Annotated in this window: 15 protein-coding genes; 7 read left to right on the top strand and 8 right to left on the bottom strand. The window is 43.8% G+C overall.

Features of this window, described 5'->3' with window-relative positions:
* Nucleotides 1-38 precede the first annotated feature (38 nt).
* From V7L01_RS06175 to V7L01_RS06145, 7 genes are all read right to left on the bottom strand, one after another.
* A complete protein-coding gene (locus V7L01_RS06175; protein ID WP_335032873.1) occupies nucleotides 39-977 on the bottom strand; it encodes an ABC transporter permease in 939 nt (312 codons plus the stop codon).
* A 75-nt stretch (nucleotides 978-1,052) separates the two neighbouring features.
* On the bottom strand, nucleotides 1,053-2,093 hold the full coding sequence (locus V7L01_RS06170; protein WP_335032871.1) for an ABC transporter permease: 1,041 nt from the start codon (nucleotides 2,091-2,093) through the stop codon (nucleotides 1,053-1,055).
* Between the two features lie 117 nt (nucleotides 2,094-2,210).
* On the bottom strand, nucleotides 2,211-2,393 hold the full coding sequence (locus tag V7L01_RS06165; protein ID WP_335032869.1) for a hypothetical protein: 183 nt from the start codon (nucleotides 2,391-2,393) through the stop codon (nucleotides 2,211-2,213).
* Nucleotides 2,386-2,961, bottom strand: coding sequence for a zeta toxin family protein (locus tag V7L01_RS06160; protein ID WP_335032867.1), 576 nt, complete (start codon nucleotides 2,959-2,961; stop codon nucleotides 2,386-2,388). The genes V7L01_RS06165 and V7L01_RS06160 overlap by 8 nt, the downstream gene beginning before the upstream one ends.
* Nucleotide 2,962: 1 nt before the next feature.
* A complete protein-coding gene (locus tag V7L01_RS06155; protein ID WP_335032866.1) occupies nucleotides 2,963-4,435 on the bottom strand; it encodes an ABC transporter ATP-binding protein in 1,473 nt (490 codons plus the stop codon).
* A gap of 263 nt (nucleotides 4,436-4,698) precedes the next feature.
* Nucleotides 4,699-5,763, bottom strand: a complete 1,065-nt coding sequence (locus tag V7L01_RS06150) for a BMP family protein (protein ID WP_335032864.1) — start codon at nucleotides 5,761-5,763, stop codon at nucleotides 4,699-4,701.
* Between the two features lie 103 nt (nucleotides 5,764-5,866).
* Nucleotides 5,867-7,129, bottom strand: coding sequence for an RNA polymerase sigma factor (locus V7L01_RS06145; protein WP_335032862.1), 1,263 nt, complete (start codon nucleotides 7,127-7,129; stop codon nucleotides 5,867-5,869).
* A 185-nt stretch (nucleotides 7,130-7,314) separates the two neighbouring features.
* On the opposite strand from V7L01_RS06145, the gene V7L01_RS06140 reads away from it, so the two are divergent.
* The 7 genes from V7L01_RS06140 (at nucleotide 7,315) to V7L01_RS06110 (ending at nucleotide 15,098) form a co-directional block, all read left to right on the top strand.
* The gene (locus V7L01_RS06140) at nucleotides 7,315-7,674 is read left to right on the top strand and encodes a YciI family protein (protein ID WP_335032860.1); all 360 of its coding nucleotides are present in this window, start codon (nucleotides 7,315-7,317) and stop codon (nucleotides 7,672-7,674) included.
* A gap of 35 nt (nucleotides 7,675-7,709) precedes the next feature.
* A complete protein-coding gene (locus tag V7L01_RS06135) occupies nucleotides 7,710-8,153 on the top strand; it encodes a YybH family protein (protein WP_335032858.1) in 444 nt (147 codons plus the stop codon).
* Between the two features lie 30 nt (nucleotides 8,154-8,183).
* Nucleotides 8,184-8,594 carry a VOC family protein gene (locus V7L01_RS06130; RefSeq protein ID WP_335032856.1) on the top strand — a complete coding sequence of 137 codons (411 nt, stop codon included), beginning with the start codon at nucleotides 8,184-8,186 and terminating at the stop codon, nucleotides 8,592-8,594.
* A gap of 99 nt (nucleotides 8,595-8,693) precedes the next feature.
* Nucleotides 8,694-9,101 carry a VOC family protein gene (locus tag V7L01_RS06125; RefSeq protein WP_335032854.1) on the top strand — a complete coding sequence of 136 codons (408 nt, stop codon included), beginning with the start codon at nucleotides 8,694-8,696 and terminating at the stop codon, nucleotides 9,099-9,101.
* A gap of 399 nt (nucleotides 9,102-9,500) precedes the next feature.
* Nucleotides 9,501-10,445 (top strand): M48 family peptidase, encoded by a 945-nt coding sequence (locus V7L01_RS06120; protein ID WP_335032852.1) that lies wholly within the window; start codon nucleotides 9,501-9,503, stop codon nucleotides 10,443-10,445.
* 174 nt (nucleotides 10,446-10,619) lie between these two features.
* A complete protein-coding gene (locus tag V7L01_RS06115) occupies nucleotides 10,620-10,982 on the top strand; it encodes a PAS domain S-box protein (protein WP_335032850.1) in 363 nt (120 codons plus the stop codon).
* 153 nt (nucleotides 10,983-11,135) lie between these two features.
* Nucleotides 11,136-15,098: a PAS domain-containing hybrid sensor histidine kinase/response regulator gene (locus V7L01_RS06110; protein WP_335032848.1), complete on the top strand. Its 3,963-nt coding sequence runs from the start codon at nucleotides 11,136-11,138 to the stop codon at nucleotides 15,096-15,098.
* Nucleotides 15,099-15,438: 340 nt separating this feature from the next.
* Here V7L01_RS06110 and V7L01_RS06105 read toward each other — a convergent pair whose 3' ends face one another.
* Nucleotides 15,439-17,928, bottom strand: coding sequence for an S-layer family protein (locus V7L01_RS06105; protein ID WP_335032846.1), 2,490 nt, complete (start codon nucleotides 17,926-17,928; stop codon nucleotides 15,439-15,441).
* Nucleotides 17,929-17,956: the final 28 nt, after the last annotated feature.

The following is a 17,956-nucleotide window of genomic DNA, read 5'->3' as shown; positions in this document are numbered from 1 at the left end:
AAGTAAGCTGTTTTTGAGTTCGTCGAAGGAACGTTTTTTTAGTCTGAGTGGCGATTTTCTCCAAAGTAGGGAGTACCTAAAGCTTTAGGGGGTGTAGATTTGCCCAACTTACCGACTAATGCCAATAAAGCGATCGCATAAGGTAGCATTACTAAAAATTGGTAAGGGATATTTGCCCCTAATGCCTGAATTCGCAGTTGTAAAGCTTCTGTAGCCCCAAACAGCAAACAAGCCAAAGCACTACCTACAGGATGCCATCTACCAAAAATTAATGCTGCGATCGCAATAAATCCTTTACCAGCACTCATCCCTTCGGCAAAAAATCTTACTTGTACGAGAGTTAAATAAGCACCTCCTAAACTCGCAAGACAGCCACTAGTTACCACTGCAATATAACGGACAAATTGTACTGAAATTCCAGCCGTGTCAGCAGCTTTCGGAGATTCACCCACTGCCCGCAATGTCAATCCAAAGCTAGTTTTAAATAAAATGTATGTAGTTAAAATAACTAAGATAAATAATAAATATACTAAAAAATCTTGCTGAAATAGTAGCGGCCCCATCAGGGGAATATTGGCTAAACCAGGAATAATAATTGTCCCAATTCCAGGTAACTGCTGCGTACTACTGCCACTAAACACTAACCGGGCTAAAAACGATGTTAATCCAGCTGCGACAAGATTAATTGCTAGCCCAGAGACTAATTGATCGACACGCAAAGTTATACATAAAAAAGCATGGAGTAGTCCGACTAATCCCCCAGAAATCAAGGACGCAAGGATACCAAGCCAAGGATTGCCAGTGTAGAAAGTAGCCGCAGCACTAGTAAAAGCACCCGTAAGTAACATCCCTTCTAAGGCGATATTTAATACGCCCGAACGTTCCGAGTACAATCCTCCAAGGGCTGCAAATGCTAGGGGGACGGCTAGACGTAAGGTAGCTATTAAGTAATCGGAGAAGAAGTTGAGATTATTCATAGAGTTATTTTTAAACGCAAAGGTTCGCAGAGGGAAGCGCAAAGTATCGCAGAGTTTTCTTTGTGTTCCTCTGCGTTAAACCTTCGCGTCCCTTTGCGTTTTTACTCTTATCTCTCTTTCCAGTGCGAAACTGATAGCAATAAATAACACCATAAACCCCTGGATTGCGTAAACTACAGTTACAGGCACACCTGCACTACGCTGCATCACATTTGCACCACTGCGAAGGGCTGCAAAAAATAAAGAAGTTAGTACTACACCGACAACACTACCACGACTTAAAAAAGCGATCGCAATGGCATCAAATCCATAACCTGGGGAAACTTGTTCAAATAGCCGATATTTCAACCCCATCACTTCACAACTCCCAGCTAACCCAGCTAAACCACCCGAACAAGCCATCACCAGCATAATGGTACGTTCAACAGAGATATAGGCATAACGGGCGGCAATCGGGTTAAATCCCACTGCCCTAATTTGATAACCTAGAGGCGATCGCACTAACAATACCCATAAAATACCTGCGGCAATTAAACCGAATAAAATCCCAGCATGGGCGAGGCTTTGCGGTAATATAATTGGCAAACGCGATGTTTTGGCAATTAATGGCGAATAAGGACTAGGCGCACCTGTTGCCATTAATGGATTTTGGACGAGGTAGCTAACTAAATTCACGGCAATATAGTTGAGCAATAATGTAGTAATTACCTCATTCACTCCGCGCATGGCTTTGAGATAACCAGGAATCCAACCCCAAACTGCACCAAAGAAAAATCCTGCTAAAAGTGCTAAGGGGATATGAATCACCGCAGGTAATCCTTGCACATACAAACCAATTAAAGTACTTCCTAACGCACCCAGATAAATTTGTCCTTCTCCACCGATATTAAATTGCCCAGCCCGCAACGCCACTAACACGCCTAAACTAGCGAACAATAGCGGTGTCATTTTGGTGAGGGTGTTACCAAATCCAAAGTAGGTAGAGAGAGATTCTTGAAATAAGATGCTGTATGCGGTGATGGGATTTGCCCCAGCAATTAGCATCAGGATAGCACCGACGATGAGGGCGGAGGCAATGGCAATTAGCGGTGATAGGATTGGTAACAGGAATTTCATGCGATTAGTTGCGATCGTTAGGTTTGGAAATATGATTTTCTATGCAGTTCATTAACTCCTCAAAGCTAAATCAAATTGAACAATTTACAAACATCATTTTTAGTTTTAAATTTTGTTCTAACTGTTCTGCTGATTTTGAATCGCTGTAATTTCATCAGGCGTTAAAGTTACAACCTTTCCTTCTCGCATAATACTAATCGATTGGCCAAGCTTACGATGTCGTTCTATTGCTGCTGCAATTGCTGCTTTGACTCCAGCATCAATTTTGCTTGATAAAAGCTCTAATTCTTGTTCAGCCATTTTCCTGTCCTCTGATTTGATTCCAAATTGCATTTTCATAAACAACAAGTTGTTGACCACGACGATACTCAGCTACTAACCTAGTATCATTGTTAGAGTTATCATAGATAATCCAGCGATCGCACAAAGGTAAGTATAAAGAAATCAAGTTCTTTCGCCCTTGTTGGTAGCGTCTACGAATAACATCTTCTGGAATCGAGTGTCCACCACTAGCAACCCTTGCTGCTACTCGTTCTACTGCCAAGTCAACGCTTTGTAACCAAAAGTATATTAAGTTAATTGTGTAGCCTTTTGCTCTACAACCAATAATAAAAGGTGCAAAACTTCTAGCTGCTAGCGTAGTTTCAAAAGCAAAATCACTACCTGAATTAGATAACCTCCGCAGTCGCATAATCATTAATCTTCCTGCTTCTATAGCCATTGAATCGGGATTTAATGGAGATAGTCCAGCAGCAATAGCATCTGCATTTACGTACTCAAAGCAGTCTAGAAAATTTGGTAATAAACTCATTGAAACAGTAGTTTTTCCTGAACCATTTGCACCACCAATGATATAAAGACTTGGCATTTTAGTCTCTGGGTGTTCCTCCAGCCATCAACAAACCAATTTCTTCCACCTTCGCCGTTTGTGCATCCAAAATAGCCACAAACTCACCTCTGTAGATTACGGCAATGCGATCGCTCATTGCCATCACTTCTTCCAACTCAGTAGAAATATACAAAATTGCCGCACCGCGATCGCGTTCTGTTAAGATTCGAGACTGAACGGCTACTGTCGCCCCTACATCTAACCCCCTTGTGGGTTGCATGGCGATAATTAAAGCTGGTGTTTGCGCCAGTTCTCGCGCTAACACCACTTTTTGTTGATTTCCTCCCGAAAGCTGACTTACCTTGATATCAATCCCATTCGCCCGAATGTCAAACTCTTGCATTGCAGCTTGGGCACGATTAGCGATCGCTTCTTGTTGTAACAAAAAACGGCGACAAAATGGCAGATATTTAAAAGCTTTTAAAATCAAATTTTGGGCGATGCTAAATTGCAACACCAATCCCATTGTCTGCCTATCTTCTGGGATGTAGCCTACTGAGGAATTCTTGTGCGTAAACTCAATTTTACCCTGCTTAATAGTCCTCACAAGAGCGATGGCATCAGCTAATTCTCGCTGTCCATTGCCATCGACACCAGCAATTCCCAAAATTTCTCCCGCCCGCAGTTCAAAAGATACATTGTTTACAGCAAGAATATTTCTTTCATCAGCAACTTGCAAATTTTGTACCGATAGGATGATTTCTCCTGGCAATGTAAGACTTTTATTTAACTGTAAAGCTACTTCCCGCCCTACCATCAATGTTGCTAACTGCTGAGGTGTCGCCGCTTCAGTTGATGTTGTTCCTACTATCTTTCCCTGGCGCAAAACTGTTACTGAATCACAGAGATTAATTACCTCTTCTAATTTATGACTGATAAAAACAATTGTGTTACCTGCGGCTGCCAATTGGCGCAAGATAGCAATTAATGATTCTACTTCTGGCGGTGTCAAAACTGCTGTAGGTTCATCAAGAATCAACAATTTTGCTCGACGGTAGAGAACTTTGAGAATTTCTACCCGTTGTTGTGCCCCAACAGATAAATTTTCAACTTTGGTAGTGGGGTCAATTTCTAATCCATAAGCTTGGGATAATGCGGAGATTTCTTGCTGTTTATCTTGTAGATTTAGCCGCCAAGTTTTCTCCATCCCTAAGATGATATTTTCTGTAACAGTCAACTGGGGTACAAGCATGAAGTGTTGGTGAATCATGCCAATACCTAATTTAATTGCCTCATTTGGTGAGGTAATTTTTATTGCTTCTTCTTGAAGATAAATTTCACCAGCATCAGGTTGATAGAGTCCACTAATAATATTCATTAAAGTACTCTTACCTGCACCATTTTCGCCTAGTATTGCGTGAATGGTTCCAGATGCAACAGAAAGATTGATATTGTCGTTAGCGATAAAAGACCCAAAGCGTTTGGTAATATTTTTTAAGCGTAAATAGTTCATATTCACAAAACTGATAGTTCGTTGAGGACTGTAGTATACCTCTTGCAAAAGTCCCTAACACCCCACCCCCAACCCCTCCCTTTGGTAAAGCTAAGGTGTACACACAAGTCAGATCCAGTTTTAGCCCAAGACGCTGGGGATAAGCCAGAAAGCCCCCATTGTAGAGACGCGATTCATCGCGTCTAAAATACTGGCGCATTAGACAGACGCGATAAATCGCCGTCTCTACAAAGACAATTATTCCTGTTTTTTAATCTAGTCTGCTAAAGCGATGTTGTCGTTTTCTTCAAGCAACGCGTATCCTTACCAGCCTCTTTGCAGTCTTCAAAAACGATTTTTTTACTAACAATTTCTTGCTTTGTATTCAATACCTTTTGCTTTACTGCCTCCGGTATGATTGCCCCAAATTTCCCTAAAAATAAGATATCTGTTCTTTCTAGCCCAATTGTATATATTTGTCCTTTGATTTGTTTTTGTTTGGCTAATTCTACTATATAAGCTATAGCTAAATCTAAGCGTTTGACAGCGCTGGTTAAAACAGCTTTTGGTGCAACGTCTAATTGATCCTGGGTGTTACCAAAAGCATATACTCCTTTTTCACCTGCTGTTTGTAAAACTGCGGCTGAAGCATTATCTAACCATTGATATATGACATCAGCCCCGGAAGAAATTAACGCGAGAGTCGCTTCCTTGGCTTTAGCAACATCATTCCAATCACCCGTAAAAGTAGAAGTAATTTGAATATTTGGTTTAACAGACTTTGCCCCTAATTCAAATCCCCGCAATTCTCCCTCGGTAGCAGCAAACTTTTCTCCAGCAATATAAGCTAATTTATTAGATTTTGTGATAGAAGCACCGATAATGCCACATAAATAACTAGCTTGTAAGTGATCTATTCGTAAAGAAGCAATATTCTCACCTTTGAGATTACCATTTACTCCCACAAAAAATGTGTTGGGGAACTGTGAGGCGACTTGTTCAATTGCGGCATCAAATTGTCCCCCATGCGCGAAGATGAGATTGTAGCCTTTACGAGCGAAATCTGTTAATACTTCTGTTTGATCTGCTTGTGCTACTTTTTCTACATAGGCAGTTTCTGCACCTAACTTTTGTTTTGCTAAATTGATTCCTTCATAACCAGATTGATTCCAGCCTTTATCGGTAATCGTGCCAGGGAGAGCGATCGCTATTTTAAACCCTTCAGTACCACCCGTTGTTGTCGCTGTTGGTGTCGTCGGCTTATTACTGCAAGCTTGAACTACTAAGCTGGTAGCAAAGGCGGCTGAACCAAACAAGATAAATTCACGCCGATTAAAGTTTGTTGTCATACCTCGCCTTCAGATAAATAGTTATTTTAGTTATTTCAACACTCTAAAATGTTTTCTCTCAAGTTATGTAAATTGATTTTTTATTGTTTGTGAGAAATCTGGGTTAGGGCTGAACTTCGCGCAGCCGACGCTCCAGAAAGCGGCGTTCGCTGTTATTAGTGACCAGCGCCAGGGCTAGCGCGTAGCTCTGTGCGGCTTCTTGGGAGGCTCCAATACGGCGTAGTAGCTCGGCACGCGCGGCGTGGAATAAATGATAGCCATCAAGTTGGGGGGCAAGCCTATCGATGAGTCCAAGCGCTGTCTGAGGACTGTCTACCATTGAGATTGCCACCGCGCGGTTGAGCGACACGATCGGCGAGGGCTGCAAGCGTTCTAGCAAATCGTAGAGGCGGACAATTTGTAACCAGTCCGTTTCTTGTGCCTGTGCCGCCTGACAATGCAGTGCCGCGATCGCTGCTTGCACTCCAAACGAACCAATTTCGCCCCGCAGCGCCTCTTCAACAAGCGGCAGCGCCTCAGCAATCTGCTGTTGGTTCCAGCGACAACGATCCTGATCTTCGAGCAACACCAAATCGCCCGCCTCATCCAAACGGGCATCGCGCCGGGAGTCGTGCAGCAACATCAAGGCAACCAAGGCAGTCACTTCTGAGGGCGGTTGCGGTGCCATCAACGTCCTCAGGAGACGACCCAACCGAATCGCTTCTGTGCAGAGGTCAGCCCTGACGATCGTTTCGCCCCTAGTCGCCGCGTAGCCTTCGTTGAAAATCAGATAGATCGCTGTCAGCACTGCGTCTACCCGCACAGACAGATTGTTAGTGTCCGGCACTTTATAGGGAATACCTGCATCCCGAATCTTGCGCTTGGCACGCACCAGCCGTTGCGCCATCGTTGCCGTGGGTACGAGAAACGCCCGCGCAATTTCATCTGTCTCAAGTCCGCCCAGCATCCGCAGCGTCAAAGCAACCTGCGCCTCGATCGCCAGTGCTGGGTGGCAGCAAGTAAAGATCAACCGCAGCCGATCGTCTGGAATTTCGTCTGTGTCGTAAGTTAGCTCCTCTTGGGTTGGAATCAACCCGGAGGCGGCGTACCATTCCAGTTTTTCCGTCAGCCGTGTTCGCCGGCGGAGGCGATCGATGGCTTTGTATCGGGCTGTTTTGATGAGCCACGCACGGGGGAGATTGGGCACGCCGCTGGACTGCCACTGATTCACGGCGGCTATGAAGGCTTCCTGTACCGCTTCTTCAGCCACGTCGAAATCTCCCACCAACCGGATGAGGATGGCGACGATCCGCCCCCATTCAGCCCGGTAAATGGAGGCGAGTGCTTGGTTTACGTCTGTTTTTGCGTTTGGGATTATACCTGACATAAAAAATTTTTGGCGAGGTGTCGATTTGAGGCAGCACCGTTCGACTTACCAAAGAAGGGAAACAAGGAAGGTATACCACGATCGTACTAAACGATCAAAATTTTTGGCGGAGTGTCGATTTGAGTCAGCACCATTCGACTTATTAAAGAAGGGAAGCAGCAACGGGAAATAAAGGAGGCAAGCCCATGAAATATTTGCTACTGATTTACCTGGAGGAAAATGCCCTGAGCCAAACTGAGCGGGAACACTGTTATGTAGAATCCGCGCAATTGGCACAACAACTCAACTCGAAGGGGCAGTATCTCGCTACCGCCCCGCTCCACCCTGTCGCAACTGCAACCAGCGTTCGGGTGCGCGACGGCAAATCGCTAGTGACTGACGGGCCGTTTGCAGAAACCCGCGAACAATTGGGCGGTTTCTTTCTGATTAATGCTCAGGATCTCGACGAAGCGATCGCGATCGCTGCCCGAATTCCAAGCGCACGCGTCGGCACCGTCGAAATTCGACCTGTGATTGAAGTTGCGGGTTTGCCAGAGAACTCGTAACTGTACTCAACTTCAACCCAAAAGGAGAAATTCCGATGACAACCAAAAACGCGATCGCAACTAACGAAGTTCAGATTCGCCAACTGATTGCCGAGCAACAACGTGCCATCTGCACCAAGAATGTTGACCAAATCATGTCTCGCTATGCCACCGAGGTCATCATCTTCGATGTTAAACCTCCCTTCCAAACCCAAGGGAAAGATGCTTGGAGTCAAGTGTGGTCAGAATGTTTGCCTTACTTCCCGGACACCTTTGAGATTGAAACACGAGACCTTAACATTACCGTCAGCGAAGACTTAGCAGTTGCACACTGGCTATTTCGCTTCACAGGAACCCAAGACCATCCAGCAATGCAGACGTGGATGCGCGTCACCGCTGTTTGCCAGAAAAATCAAGGCGAATGGCAGATATCACACGAACACCTCTCGGTTCCATTCGATCCACAGACAAATCATGCTGCATTCACGCTAAACCCATAGCCCAACTAGAGCCAACTCAAAGAACCCCCAATGAAAATTAATCCTTATCTCATGTTCAACGGCAACTGTGAAGCAGCGTTCAAGTTCTATGAACACTGTCTTGGCGGCAAAATTGTCATGATGCTGACCCACGGAGATGCCCCCTCAGCGGAGCATGTACCCGCCGAATGGCATGACAAAATCATGCATGTCTGCCTCGATCTGGGCGATCGCCTCTTGATGGGGTCTGATAGCCCGCCTGGGTATTTTGAAACACCCCAAGGCTTCTACGTGCAAATCAGCGTTGATGAGCCAGCAAAAGCAGAACGTGTCTTTCATGCCCTGGCAGAAAACGGAAAAGTGAAGATGGCGATCGAGCAAACCTTCTGGTCTGTCCGCTTTGGGATGTTGGTCGATCGATTCGGTATTCCGTGGATGGTTAACTGCGACCAGGCGACTTGACCTGTCATTACTGGGGTGCTTACGGGCCTCCCCTTTAGACTCAAACCTCAGCACTTTTTCGCCGATCCTTCACTGTGCAAAAATTCAAAAGAATAACTTATGAGTACTCAAATTTTCGTCAATCTGCCAGTCAAAAACCTCAATCAATCGATCGAGTTCTTTACCCAACTCGGCTTTGAGTTTAATCCTCAATTCACTGACGAAACTTCCACCTGTATGATTGTGTCCGAAAGCATCTTCGTCATGCTCTTGACGCATGAGAAGTTTAAAACCTTTACTCCCAAAGAAATTTGTGATGCCACAAAAAGCACAGAGGTGCTTGTGTGCCTATCTTCTGATAGCCGACAACAAGTCGATGAAATAGTTCGCCTTGCTGTCGCCGCCGGTGGAACAACCTATAATGAACCGCAAGACCACGGTTTTATGTATGGACATGGATTTGCTGACTTAGATGGTCACATCTGGGAAATTGTCTACATGGAGCCAAGCGCAATAAATCAAGATTGAAAATGCGATGTTTGAGGAATTAACTCTTAAACTGGTCTGCACTAAACCCAACTTTCTCACGCTATCCACTCAGTCCACTGTGGAGCATCTGACACAAGCTGACCAAAGTTTTTAGAGCAAACTTCCTCAAACTCAAGCATTACGCCCCACCACTCATCACTCATTAGGGTACTGAGTAATTCTTTAACCTGGTCAACCCCGAACTCAAAGCGCTCAATTACGAACTAAGCATAATATTTAACGTTGTCCCGCCAAGAATCACTGAGTTCTTCATCCCCGTCCATACCCCCCGATTATTACTTCCATCTTCATTAATGGGGGTAAGGAATCATTGCCTCAGATGAAATAGTAATATTGAGGTGTGAGAACTGGCATATTCCTGATATATCCAAAAATCAAATGAGCGTTGAGAGTATTAGTTTAAAAAATATTAAAGTCCAGCAAAATAACATATTACAGAAAATTTTTCATCTAGCTTCAAATTATAATTATGATTCAACTCAAATACAAAAACTCAATCAGACTTTCATTCAAACAGCAACAACAATTGAAAGCATCTGTTCTAATCGCCAGGTAACGCCATCAAATCTGACAAATTCATCCCGAAAAATCTACTCATGGATCAAATTTTTGACAGATGAACAATATCTACAACTTCACCTGAAAACTACTGGTTATTTGTTGGAAAGTGCTAAACAACTTCTTGATATACACGGTCAAAAATCACTTGAACTAATGATTGAAATAACTAATTTAGCTGGGCTTTATCAGGTTAAAAGGTCTGCTAGCACAGCGAAGATTATGATTAGTGAGGGGTTTATAAATTCACCAAAAGCAGTTTTGCAAGCGTTATTGGAATCTGCTCTTTTTGGCAAGAGTCAAGATAATACACGACTGATTAGATCGTTTGCTAGTACAGAAGAATACATTGCTGTATTGTTAGAGCTTGATTTGATTGCCGAGGTAGTGGCAGAAAACCCACAAGGCAAGTTTTATAATCTAAATGACTTATTTGATAAAGTCAATCATGAATATTTCGCATCAAGTCTTGCCAAACCACGTTTAGCATGGAGCCGAGTTAACACTTACCGTAAATTCGGACACTACGAGTCAGCTAGAGACAGAATAGTGATGAGTTTGACCCTAGATGATGCTAAAGTACCTGGGTTCGTAGTTGAGTTTGTGTTGTATCACGAATTATTGCACAAGTACCACGGCACGAAGTGGGTTCAAGGAAGAAGAATGGTTCACACTAAAGAGTTTCGTGTCAATGAAAGCCAGTTCAAATTTTATAACGAAGCATCAAGATGGTTAGACAAATTAGCATCTAGTCGCTGTAATTAAAATTGGGTTAGGGGTATAGTAAGCGTAGGCGCAGCCCGTCGTAGACATCGCTCCATCAAGGAGATAACGTGAGCCACTCTAGGGCAGTTTTAGCCCTCAAAGGGAGACTAAATCAAAAAAATAAGCAATTAAAATAAAAGCGATCTATTCTTGGGACAACCGTAGCAGAACTTTATGACTGAAGCAGCGATGAAAACCCTGAGTGACATGAAGCGAGAAATAGATGTGCCAGTTGTAATTACAGATCAACAAGGGTTCGTCACTTATGTAAACGATCGCTTTACTGCTGTTTTTGGCTGGAGCATGGCTGAAATTTATGGTCAAATCGTCACGGTAGTTATTCCAGAGGGTTTTCATGCCCCGCACCACCTTGGTTTTTCCCGCTTTCTTTCAACAGAAAATTCTACTATTCTCAATCACCCACTGCGTTTGGTTGCGATCGCTAAAGATGGTCTAGAAATTGAAGCCGAGCATTTGATTATGGCAGAGAAACATCACGGAGAATGGGTGTTTATGGCCATATTGCGTCCTCTGTAAAATAAATGGGAAGATAGATCGCTAAAAAAATCACAAATTGACCTTTTTTCATTAAAAATACTAAGTTTTAATAAATATTGGGTACAAGTCCCCAATATTTACAATTTTTAATTCTTAATTTTTCATTTTTAATTCCCCAGGGGGAGTCTGCCGATGAGCATAAATTTGACTAGTTTAGTCAACCAATTACGGGCAATTTTGGGCAAGATGGAGGTGGCGCTGGGGGCGATCGCTGATGCTATTGTCTGGACTGGTAGTAATGGCAAGATACAATGGTGCAATACTGCTTTTGATAAACTTGTTAACCAACCACATATTTTAGTTCTTAATGCCAAGCTGAATGATTTGTTATTCTTGAGCCTAGCTGGTGAAGCAGTTCCACCAGAATCCTATCCAAATATGAGGGTTCTAGAGGGAGAGTATGAAATCGCAGAAGAATATGAATGTCGTGACGGCAAACATCGCTCCTTAATTTTAGAAATATCAGGCAACTGCGTCGAACTTGCAGGAGGTGATAGGTCATCTATATTAGTAATTAGAGATGTCACTCAAGCAAAACACTGGGAAGCAGAACGCTACTTAGCACAACAAAAACAAGCAGAAACTTTGTCTCTTTTGCAAGCGACACTTGAATCTACAGCTGATGGAATTATAGTTGTAAATCAAGACTTTAATGTAGCAGTCTTTAATCAAAAGTTTATTCAGATGTGGTCAATACCAGAATCGTTGTTGCAACCTACTCAAAGCAATGAACGATTTAAGTTTATGTCTGAACAAACGCGAGATCCCGAAGCTTTTATTGCCAGAGTCAAGGAACTGTTTTATGAGTATCCAGAACAGGAAGCTTTTGATTTGGTAGAGATGAAAGATGGACGTGTTTTTGAGCGTTACTCTCAGCCTCAATGGAAAGGCGATAAAATTATTGGGCGTGTTTGGAGTTTTCGGGATATTACTGCACGCCAGCAAGTAGAGGCAGATTTACACCGGAGTAATGCCATACTTAAAGCCCAACAAGAAGCTTCAATTGATGGAATTTTAGTCGTTGATGAAAATGGTCAAATAGTATCTTACAATCAACGTTTTTGCCAGTTATGGCAAATTCCAGAAACATTCGTCAATACTAACGATCGGCGATTACTGGAATTAGCACTCGACAAACTGGAGCAGCCACAGGAGTTTCTGGCAAAAGTTGAGTATCTCTACGCCCATCCAGACCAAATTAGCCGGGATGAAATTCGCCTGAAAGATGGAAGAACTCTAGACCGATATTCTGCATCTGTGCGATCGCCAACAGAAGATTACTACGGTAGAATTTGGTACTTCCGGGATATTACCGAGCGCAAACAGGCAGAAGAAGCTCTACGTCGCAGCGAACAGAAATATCGCAATATTTTTGAAAACTTTCAAGTGGGGATTGCTCGCATTCGCTTAGAAGATGGGCTGTTTCTGGAAGCCAATCAACGCCAAGCCGAAATTTTGGGTTATAGTTCCGCCACCGATCTAATTGGCAAGCAATTCACGACAGAGTTTTACGCAAATCCAGACGATCGCCAACTGCTATTGGCAGAAATGGCACAGCAGGGTGAGGTACGTAACTTTGAGTTGCAACTGTGTCGTCGGGATAAATCTCTTGGTTGGGGACTAATTTCGCTGAGACGGAATGCTGAAGATGGCTGTATAGATGCCGTAATTACAGATATTAGCGAACAGCAAGCTGCGCTACGCGAACGCAAACTTGCGGAAGAATCTTTACGGCAATCAGAAGCCAGATTTCGCGCCCTTTACGAATCAACCAGTATTGCTGTCATGTTACAGGAAAACGGAATTCCTCTTGATTGCAACCGGGCAGCAGAAGAACTATTCGGCTATTCTCGGGAAGAGTTTTTGCAGAAGCATCCAAGTGAATTTTCACCACCATTTCAACCAAACGGTCAAACTTCTGCGAGTTTAGCCCGCGAACAAATTGCGATCGCCTACGAGCAAGGCAGACATCGTTTTGAATGGGTTCACCGTCGCGCAGATGGTACAGATTTTCCGGCTGAGGTGTGGTTAACTGTATTTAAGCTCGGTGAGCGCACACTCATTCAAGGGTTGGTGCAAGATTTGACTGAACGTAAGCAAGTTGAAGCCACACTTTGGCACCGCGCTCAAGTAGATAGACTGCTAAACAGCATTTCTCGCCAATTTATTGACCAGGATGCAGATACCGCAATCAATTTCACACTGCAAGCGATCGCTGAATTTATGGGGGCTGAATGCAGCTGTATCTTTGAATACTACGAACCACAACAGCAATTTTACATCGCCCATGAGTGGTACGATCCAAGCAGCAGACTATTATTAAACAGCACCACTTCATCTGAGCCGTTGCCCTGGTTTTACAACCAAATTCTTAACGGTAATCCTATCCAAGGTTTACAAGCATCTCGCATTGCAGATATTTCACCAGAGGCGAACGCCGAGACAGAATTGACCTACAGAGAATTAATTAAATCTGTAGTGGCTGTACCGATGATTTACGCTGGCAAAGTCGTTGGACTACTGGAATTAGATGCTGTAAACAAATCTAAAACTTGGAGCCAAGAAGAAATCAACTTACTGCAACGGGTGAGCGAACTCATAGCCATTGGGCGATCGCGGCATAAGGCTGAGGAGGCACTACGGATTGCCAAAGAAGCCGCCGAAACTGCCAACCGTTCAAAAAGCGCCTTCTTAGCCAACATGAGCCATGAACTGCGAACGCCACTCAATGCCATTTTGGGTTTTGCCCAGCTAATGGAACGAGACACCACCCTAAGCAAAGGTCAGCGAAACTCTTTAGCAACTATCAATCGTAGTGGAGCACACCTGCTCAAGTTAATTAATGATGTGCTAGAAATGTCCAAAATCGAAGCTGGGCGAATTGTTCTTAATCCTACATCCTTTGATTTGTATAGCTTGTTGGAAGACATACAACAGATGTTCCAGGTACGAGCCAAGGACAAAAAGTTATCACTCTCATTTGAACTTGCTCCGAATTTGCACCAATATATCCTCACAGACGAAAGTAAGCTCCGACAAGTGCTGATCAACTTATTAGGAAATGCCATCAAATTTACCAATACCGGAGAAGTGACGCTGCGCGTAAAAGTAAGAGAAGATAATATTGATAATTCTTTCCCCGTCTCCTCTTTGCCCAATCCCCAATCCCTGATTACCTTTGAAATTGAAGATACAGGATTGGGAATTGCCACCGAGGAATTAGATAATTTATTTCAGCCTTTCGTTCAGACTGCAAGTGCTAAACAAGTCAGAGAAGGGACAGGACTGGGACTAACAATCAGCCGTCAATTTGTGCAGTTAATGGGTGGCGATATCCGAGTTCATAGCGTAGTAGGCCGTGGCTCAACTTTTTACTTCGAGATCAAAATTGAACTAGTAGAGTCATTTGAAATTGCACCACCAACACTTAAACGCAGAGTAATTGCTTTGATACCAGGGCAACCTGTATACAGAATTCTGATAGTTGATGACCGCGAAGACAATTGCGATTTATTAAGGCAGTTATTTAATACTATTGGTTTTGAAACTCTGGCAGCAGCTAACGGAGAAGAAGCGATCGCTCTGTGGCAAACTTGGGAACCCCACCTGATTTTAATGGATATGCGAATGCCCGTAATGGATGGTTATGAAGCTACTAAACAAATCAGAGCTACTTTAAAAGGTCAAGCTACTGTGATTATTGCTCTAACTGCTAGTGCTTTTGACGAGGAACGATTTGTAGTTTTATCGGCAGGCTGTAACGATTTTGTGCGTAAGCCCTTTCGAGAGGAAGTAATCTTGAATATGATGTCTAAATATTTGGGAGTGCGTTATGTCTACGAACAGGAACCCCTTCAAAAAGACCAATTTTCAGAAAACTCAAACTTTAAACTTTTATCATTAGAAGAGATTCTGGCTCAGATGCCTACTGAGTGGGTGACACAGCTACATCAAGCGGCACTGTGTACTGATGAAAAGCTTATTTTCAGTTTGCTTGAGCAAATTCCTGAAGAAGCTGCTTTTTTAGCAAACACTCTGTCTGATTGGGTTAATAACTTTCGGATTGATAAAGTTATTGATTTAACACAACCATAAGAAATGATTATTGGGGGTGGGAATATTTTAAAAAATTCATGTGCTTGCCAAAATTTTTACTGATACTACTGAGCAGGCTGCTACTTAATTCTGATTACTGAATCAGTGTTCTCGCAAGTTATTTGACAAGCTTGTGGTTATATCATGTCCGGATAAATAGTTATGATTCCCACAGTCATTGCACCCCACCCCCAGCCCCTCCCGAAGAGCGGGGAACTCGGGGCCCCCTCTGGGGATTAGGGGCAGGGAGACAAAGCTACGCTTTGGCGGGGTGGGGTTCTTCAGGTTTAATAAGTAATCAAGCGGACATGATATTAGACATCGCTTGGCATTGAGCGGATTAAATTTTAGGCAAATTAACTCTTGGAATCGCAGCACAGGCTAATGGCAGTTGTACATAGGTATTCGGTTGCGCCGCAATTAACTCAACTTTTCCTTGGGGGTTGCGATGCCAAGTTGTAGCTTCAACGAGAACCTCTGGCGATGATGGAATCTGGATCTGGGTATTTAGCTCACCAGTTTTGCGGTAAGCAGATAAATCTCGCACATCATCCCAGGTGCGATCGCTCATTACCTGTTGATTTGGATTTTGCGGCACACCACCCCGGCCCGTTGCGATAAATCGACTAGCAGTATTATTAGAACAACCTGTAGCAATTTTTTGTGATGGATCTGTAATATTTGCTGGTAATTTGATTAAACCTGAATTCGGATCAATGCCAAAGTTATTAATATCGACTGTACCCTTAACACCAAATTTAGAACTAGCGGTAATGTCACTTTCTTGAGTAAGTTCGTCGCGGAATTTTAACCCAAATATACCTTGGGTAGAGATGTCGATATTTCCACCGTTACCTTGAACAGCGTTGGCGATGATGTCGCTGTTTTCTAAACCGACAATAACAGGTGCATTAATTGACAAGTTACCTCCATTTCCCGTACCTGTAGATGTAGCGGAAATCAAGCTATTGTCACGCATCCGCAGATTGTTTTGCAGGTTTAGGCGAATATCGCCCCCATTTCCTGAGGCGCTTGATGCCGCGATGCTACCTTGCTTGTCTAGAAAAATGGAGTTGCCGTTAATGTGCAAATCCCCGGCTTTACCTGGCCCATCATTTTTGACGGTGACAGATCCCTCGTTAGTGATGCGTAACGACGGAGTGTTAATTGTAAGAGAACCCGCGTTGCCACTGGGAATCGGCGAAAGTCTAAAGGCAGCCTGAGTCGCTGGATCGAGAATCTCGGCGGTTGAAGCGATCCGGCTAGGCACGATCGATCCAACAATGCGCCCTTGGATATCGATGGACTCAGAAGCATTAACCGTCACGCTACCAGATGAACCTGTAGCAAGGGTGTTAGAACCTAGAAATCCACTGTCTCGAATCACTAATCTGGACGTGTTGACGAGCGTGTCATTGACGTTTCCAGAGCCAAGAGTGATTGCAACTATTGCACTTTGTGTAAATGTGATGGGATTATAACCCGCAATTTCTAATTGCTTTGCTGCATTAACTTGTACTGTTCCAGTTTGTCCAGAACCTGTGGTTACAGAGCTAATAGTCGCAGAATTCAGAAGCCTCAAATTGTCGGTTGATACGGTAATTTTCCCTGCATTGCCGATACTTCTCTGGGTGCTTGTCGATATCCTGGACGAAGTGGTTGGATTGGCGGGGGCAAAGCCATCGATATCGATCGTGTCGGCAACATTGGCTGTAATATTCGCACCGGGTGCTTGAGTAAACGTCCGAGAAGAGATTACTCCTCCATTTTTAAGGGATAGCTGCGCGGCGGAGAGGGTAATATCGCCCGTCTGCCCTGTTCTTAAATTTTCAATTGCGATGAAACTGCCCAATTTGCCATCAGGTGTATTCCCCGTTAGGTTAACGGTACCAGTCGCATGGACTGTAATCCCCCTAGATGATTGGGCACCCAGGTTGACGAGCAAAGCAGCAGAACCCTCGGTCAAGCTGATATTTCGTCCTTGTAGTTGGATTGAGCCACCGCTACCGCTGGCATCTAGCAAAGATTGTTGGGCGAGGTGGATATCATTAAATTGTGACACGGCTGAGTAATCCCCTACCCATCCCGCAAGAGTGGAATTGAGTCCAACTTGCCCAGCGCTGACACTACCCACTTCTAGATGTCCGCCCCCCTTAACAGAGGCAATGCCACTCGATAAGTTCACTGCACCGCCGATCAGCGCCAGTGTATTGCCTGCCGCGACTTGTAACCTGATGGGATTCTTGCTGGGAACTGAAGGGGTAGTATTTGTCATCTGGTGTCCAGTCCCTTGCACAGTAATCCCCCCTGGATTCTGTCCCATCTGCAAGCCGATCGGCACACTCATCGTCAACAACGGGGTCGTTGTCGAATTGACTGCACTAAACTCTACACCATCGGCAAATTTAATGCTGTTAGCCGTCGTCCCCACAAATGAGCCACCAATATCCAACCTGGCATTTTGCCCAAATATAATCCCATGAGGATTCATTAAAAATAAACTTACCGGGTTACTACTATTAAGGGTGCTAATTAACCCATCAATATGGGAAACATTTCCACCAGTAACCCGACTAAATATAGTTGTAATATTTGGCGTAGTATTTAAATCAAAATGAGCGGAGCCACCTGTAGGTACAGAGAAATTACTGAAACTGTGAAATAAATTATTACCTTTGTCTAGACCGTTAAGAATAGTAAAATTATTGCCAATTGAGTTGACAGTAGTGTTCGTAGTCCCGTCTGGTGTCACCTGAGCCGTTGCTGGCAGAAATATTCCGTTTGTCAAAATTCCACTCACTAAGCCCAAGCACAAGGAAGCTACTTTCATCACCCTATCCTTATTAAAACAGTAATAC

Origin of the sequence: Nostoc sp. (assembly GCF_036917095.1) — a bacterium.
GTDB lineage: Bacteria > Cyanobacteriota > Cyanobacteriia > Cyanobacteriales > Nostocaceae > Nostoc.
Note: the sequence above shows the minus strand (reverse complement) of the source record. Positions and strands in the feature narration are given on the sequence as shown.

Excerpts from the sequence above, each read along its gene's own strand:
- V7L01_RS06175 (WP_335032873.1), bottom strand. The coding sequence starts at position 977 with ATGAATAATCTCAACTTCTTCTCCGATTACTTAATAGCTACCTTACGT.
- V7L01_RS06170 (WP_335032871.1), bottom strand. The coding sequence starts at position 2,093 with ATGAAATTCCTGTTACCAATCCTATCACCGCTAATTGCCATTGCCTCC.
- V7L01_RS06165 (WP_335032869.1), bottom strand. The coding sequence starts at position 2,393 with ATGGCTGAACAAGAATTAGAGCTTTTATCAAGCAAAATTGATGCTGGA.
- V7L01_RS06160 (WP_335032867.1), bottom strand. The coding sequence starts at position 2,961 with ATGCCAAGTCTTTATATCATTGGTGGTGCAAATGGTTCAGGAAAAACT.
- V7L01_RS06155 (WP_335032866.1), bottom strand. The coding sequence starts at position 4,435 with ATGAACTATTTACGCTTAAAAAATATTACCAAACGCTTTGGGTCTTTT.
- V7L01_RS06150 (WP_335032864.1), bottom strand. The coding sequence starts at position 5,763 with ATGACAACAAACTTTAATCGGCGTGAATTTATCTTGTTTGGTTCAGCC.
- V7L01_RS06145 (WP_335032862.1), bottom strand. The coding sequence starts at position 7,129 with ATGTCAGGTATAATCCCAAACGCAAAAACAGACGTAAACCAAGCACTC.
- V7L01_RS06140 (WP_335032860.1), top strand. The coding sequence starts at position 7,315 with ATGAAATATTTGCTACTGATTTACCTGGAGGAAAATGCCCTGAGCCAA.
- V7L01_RS06135 (WP_335032858.1), top strand. The coding sequence starts at position 7,710 with ATGACAACCAAAAACGCGATCGCAACTAACGAAGTTCAGATTCGCCAA.
- V7L01_RS06130 (WP_335032856.1), top strand. The coding sequence starts at position 8,184 with ATGAAAATTAATCCTTATCTCATGTTCAACGGCAACTGTGAAGCAGCG.
- V7L01_RS06125 (WP_335032854.1), top strand. The coding sequence starts at position 8,694 with ATGAGTACTCAAATTTTCGTCAATCTGCCAGTCAAAAACCTCAATCAA.
- V7L01_RS06120 (WP_335032852.1), top strand. The coding sequence starts at position 9,501 with ATGAGCGTTGAGAGTATTAGTTTAAAAAATATTAAAGTCCAGCAAAAT.
- V7L01_RS06115 (WP_335032850.1), top strand. The coding sequence starts at position 10,620 with ATGACTGAAGCAGCGATGAAAACCCTGAGTGACATGAAGCGAGAAATA.
- V7L01_RS06110 (WP_335032848.1), top strand. The coding sequence starts at position 11,136 with ATGAGCATAAATTTGACTAGTTTAGTCAACCAATTACGGGCAATTTTG.
- V7L01_RS06105 (WP_335032846.1), bottom strand. The coding sequence starts at position 17,928 with ATGAAAGTAGCTTCCTTGTGCTTGGGCTTAGTGAGTGGAATTTTGACA.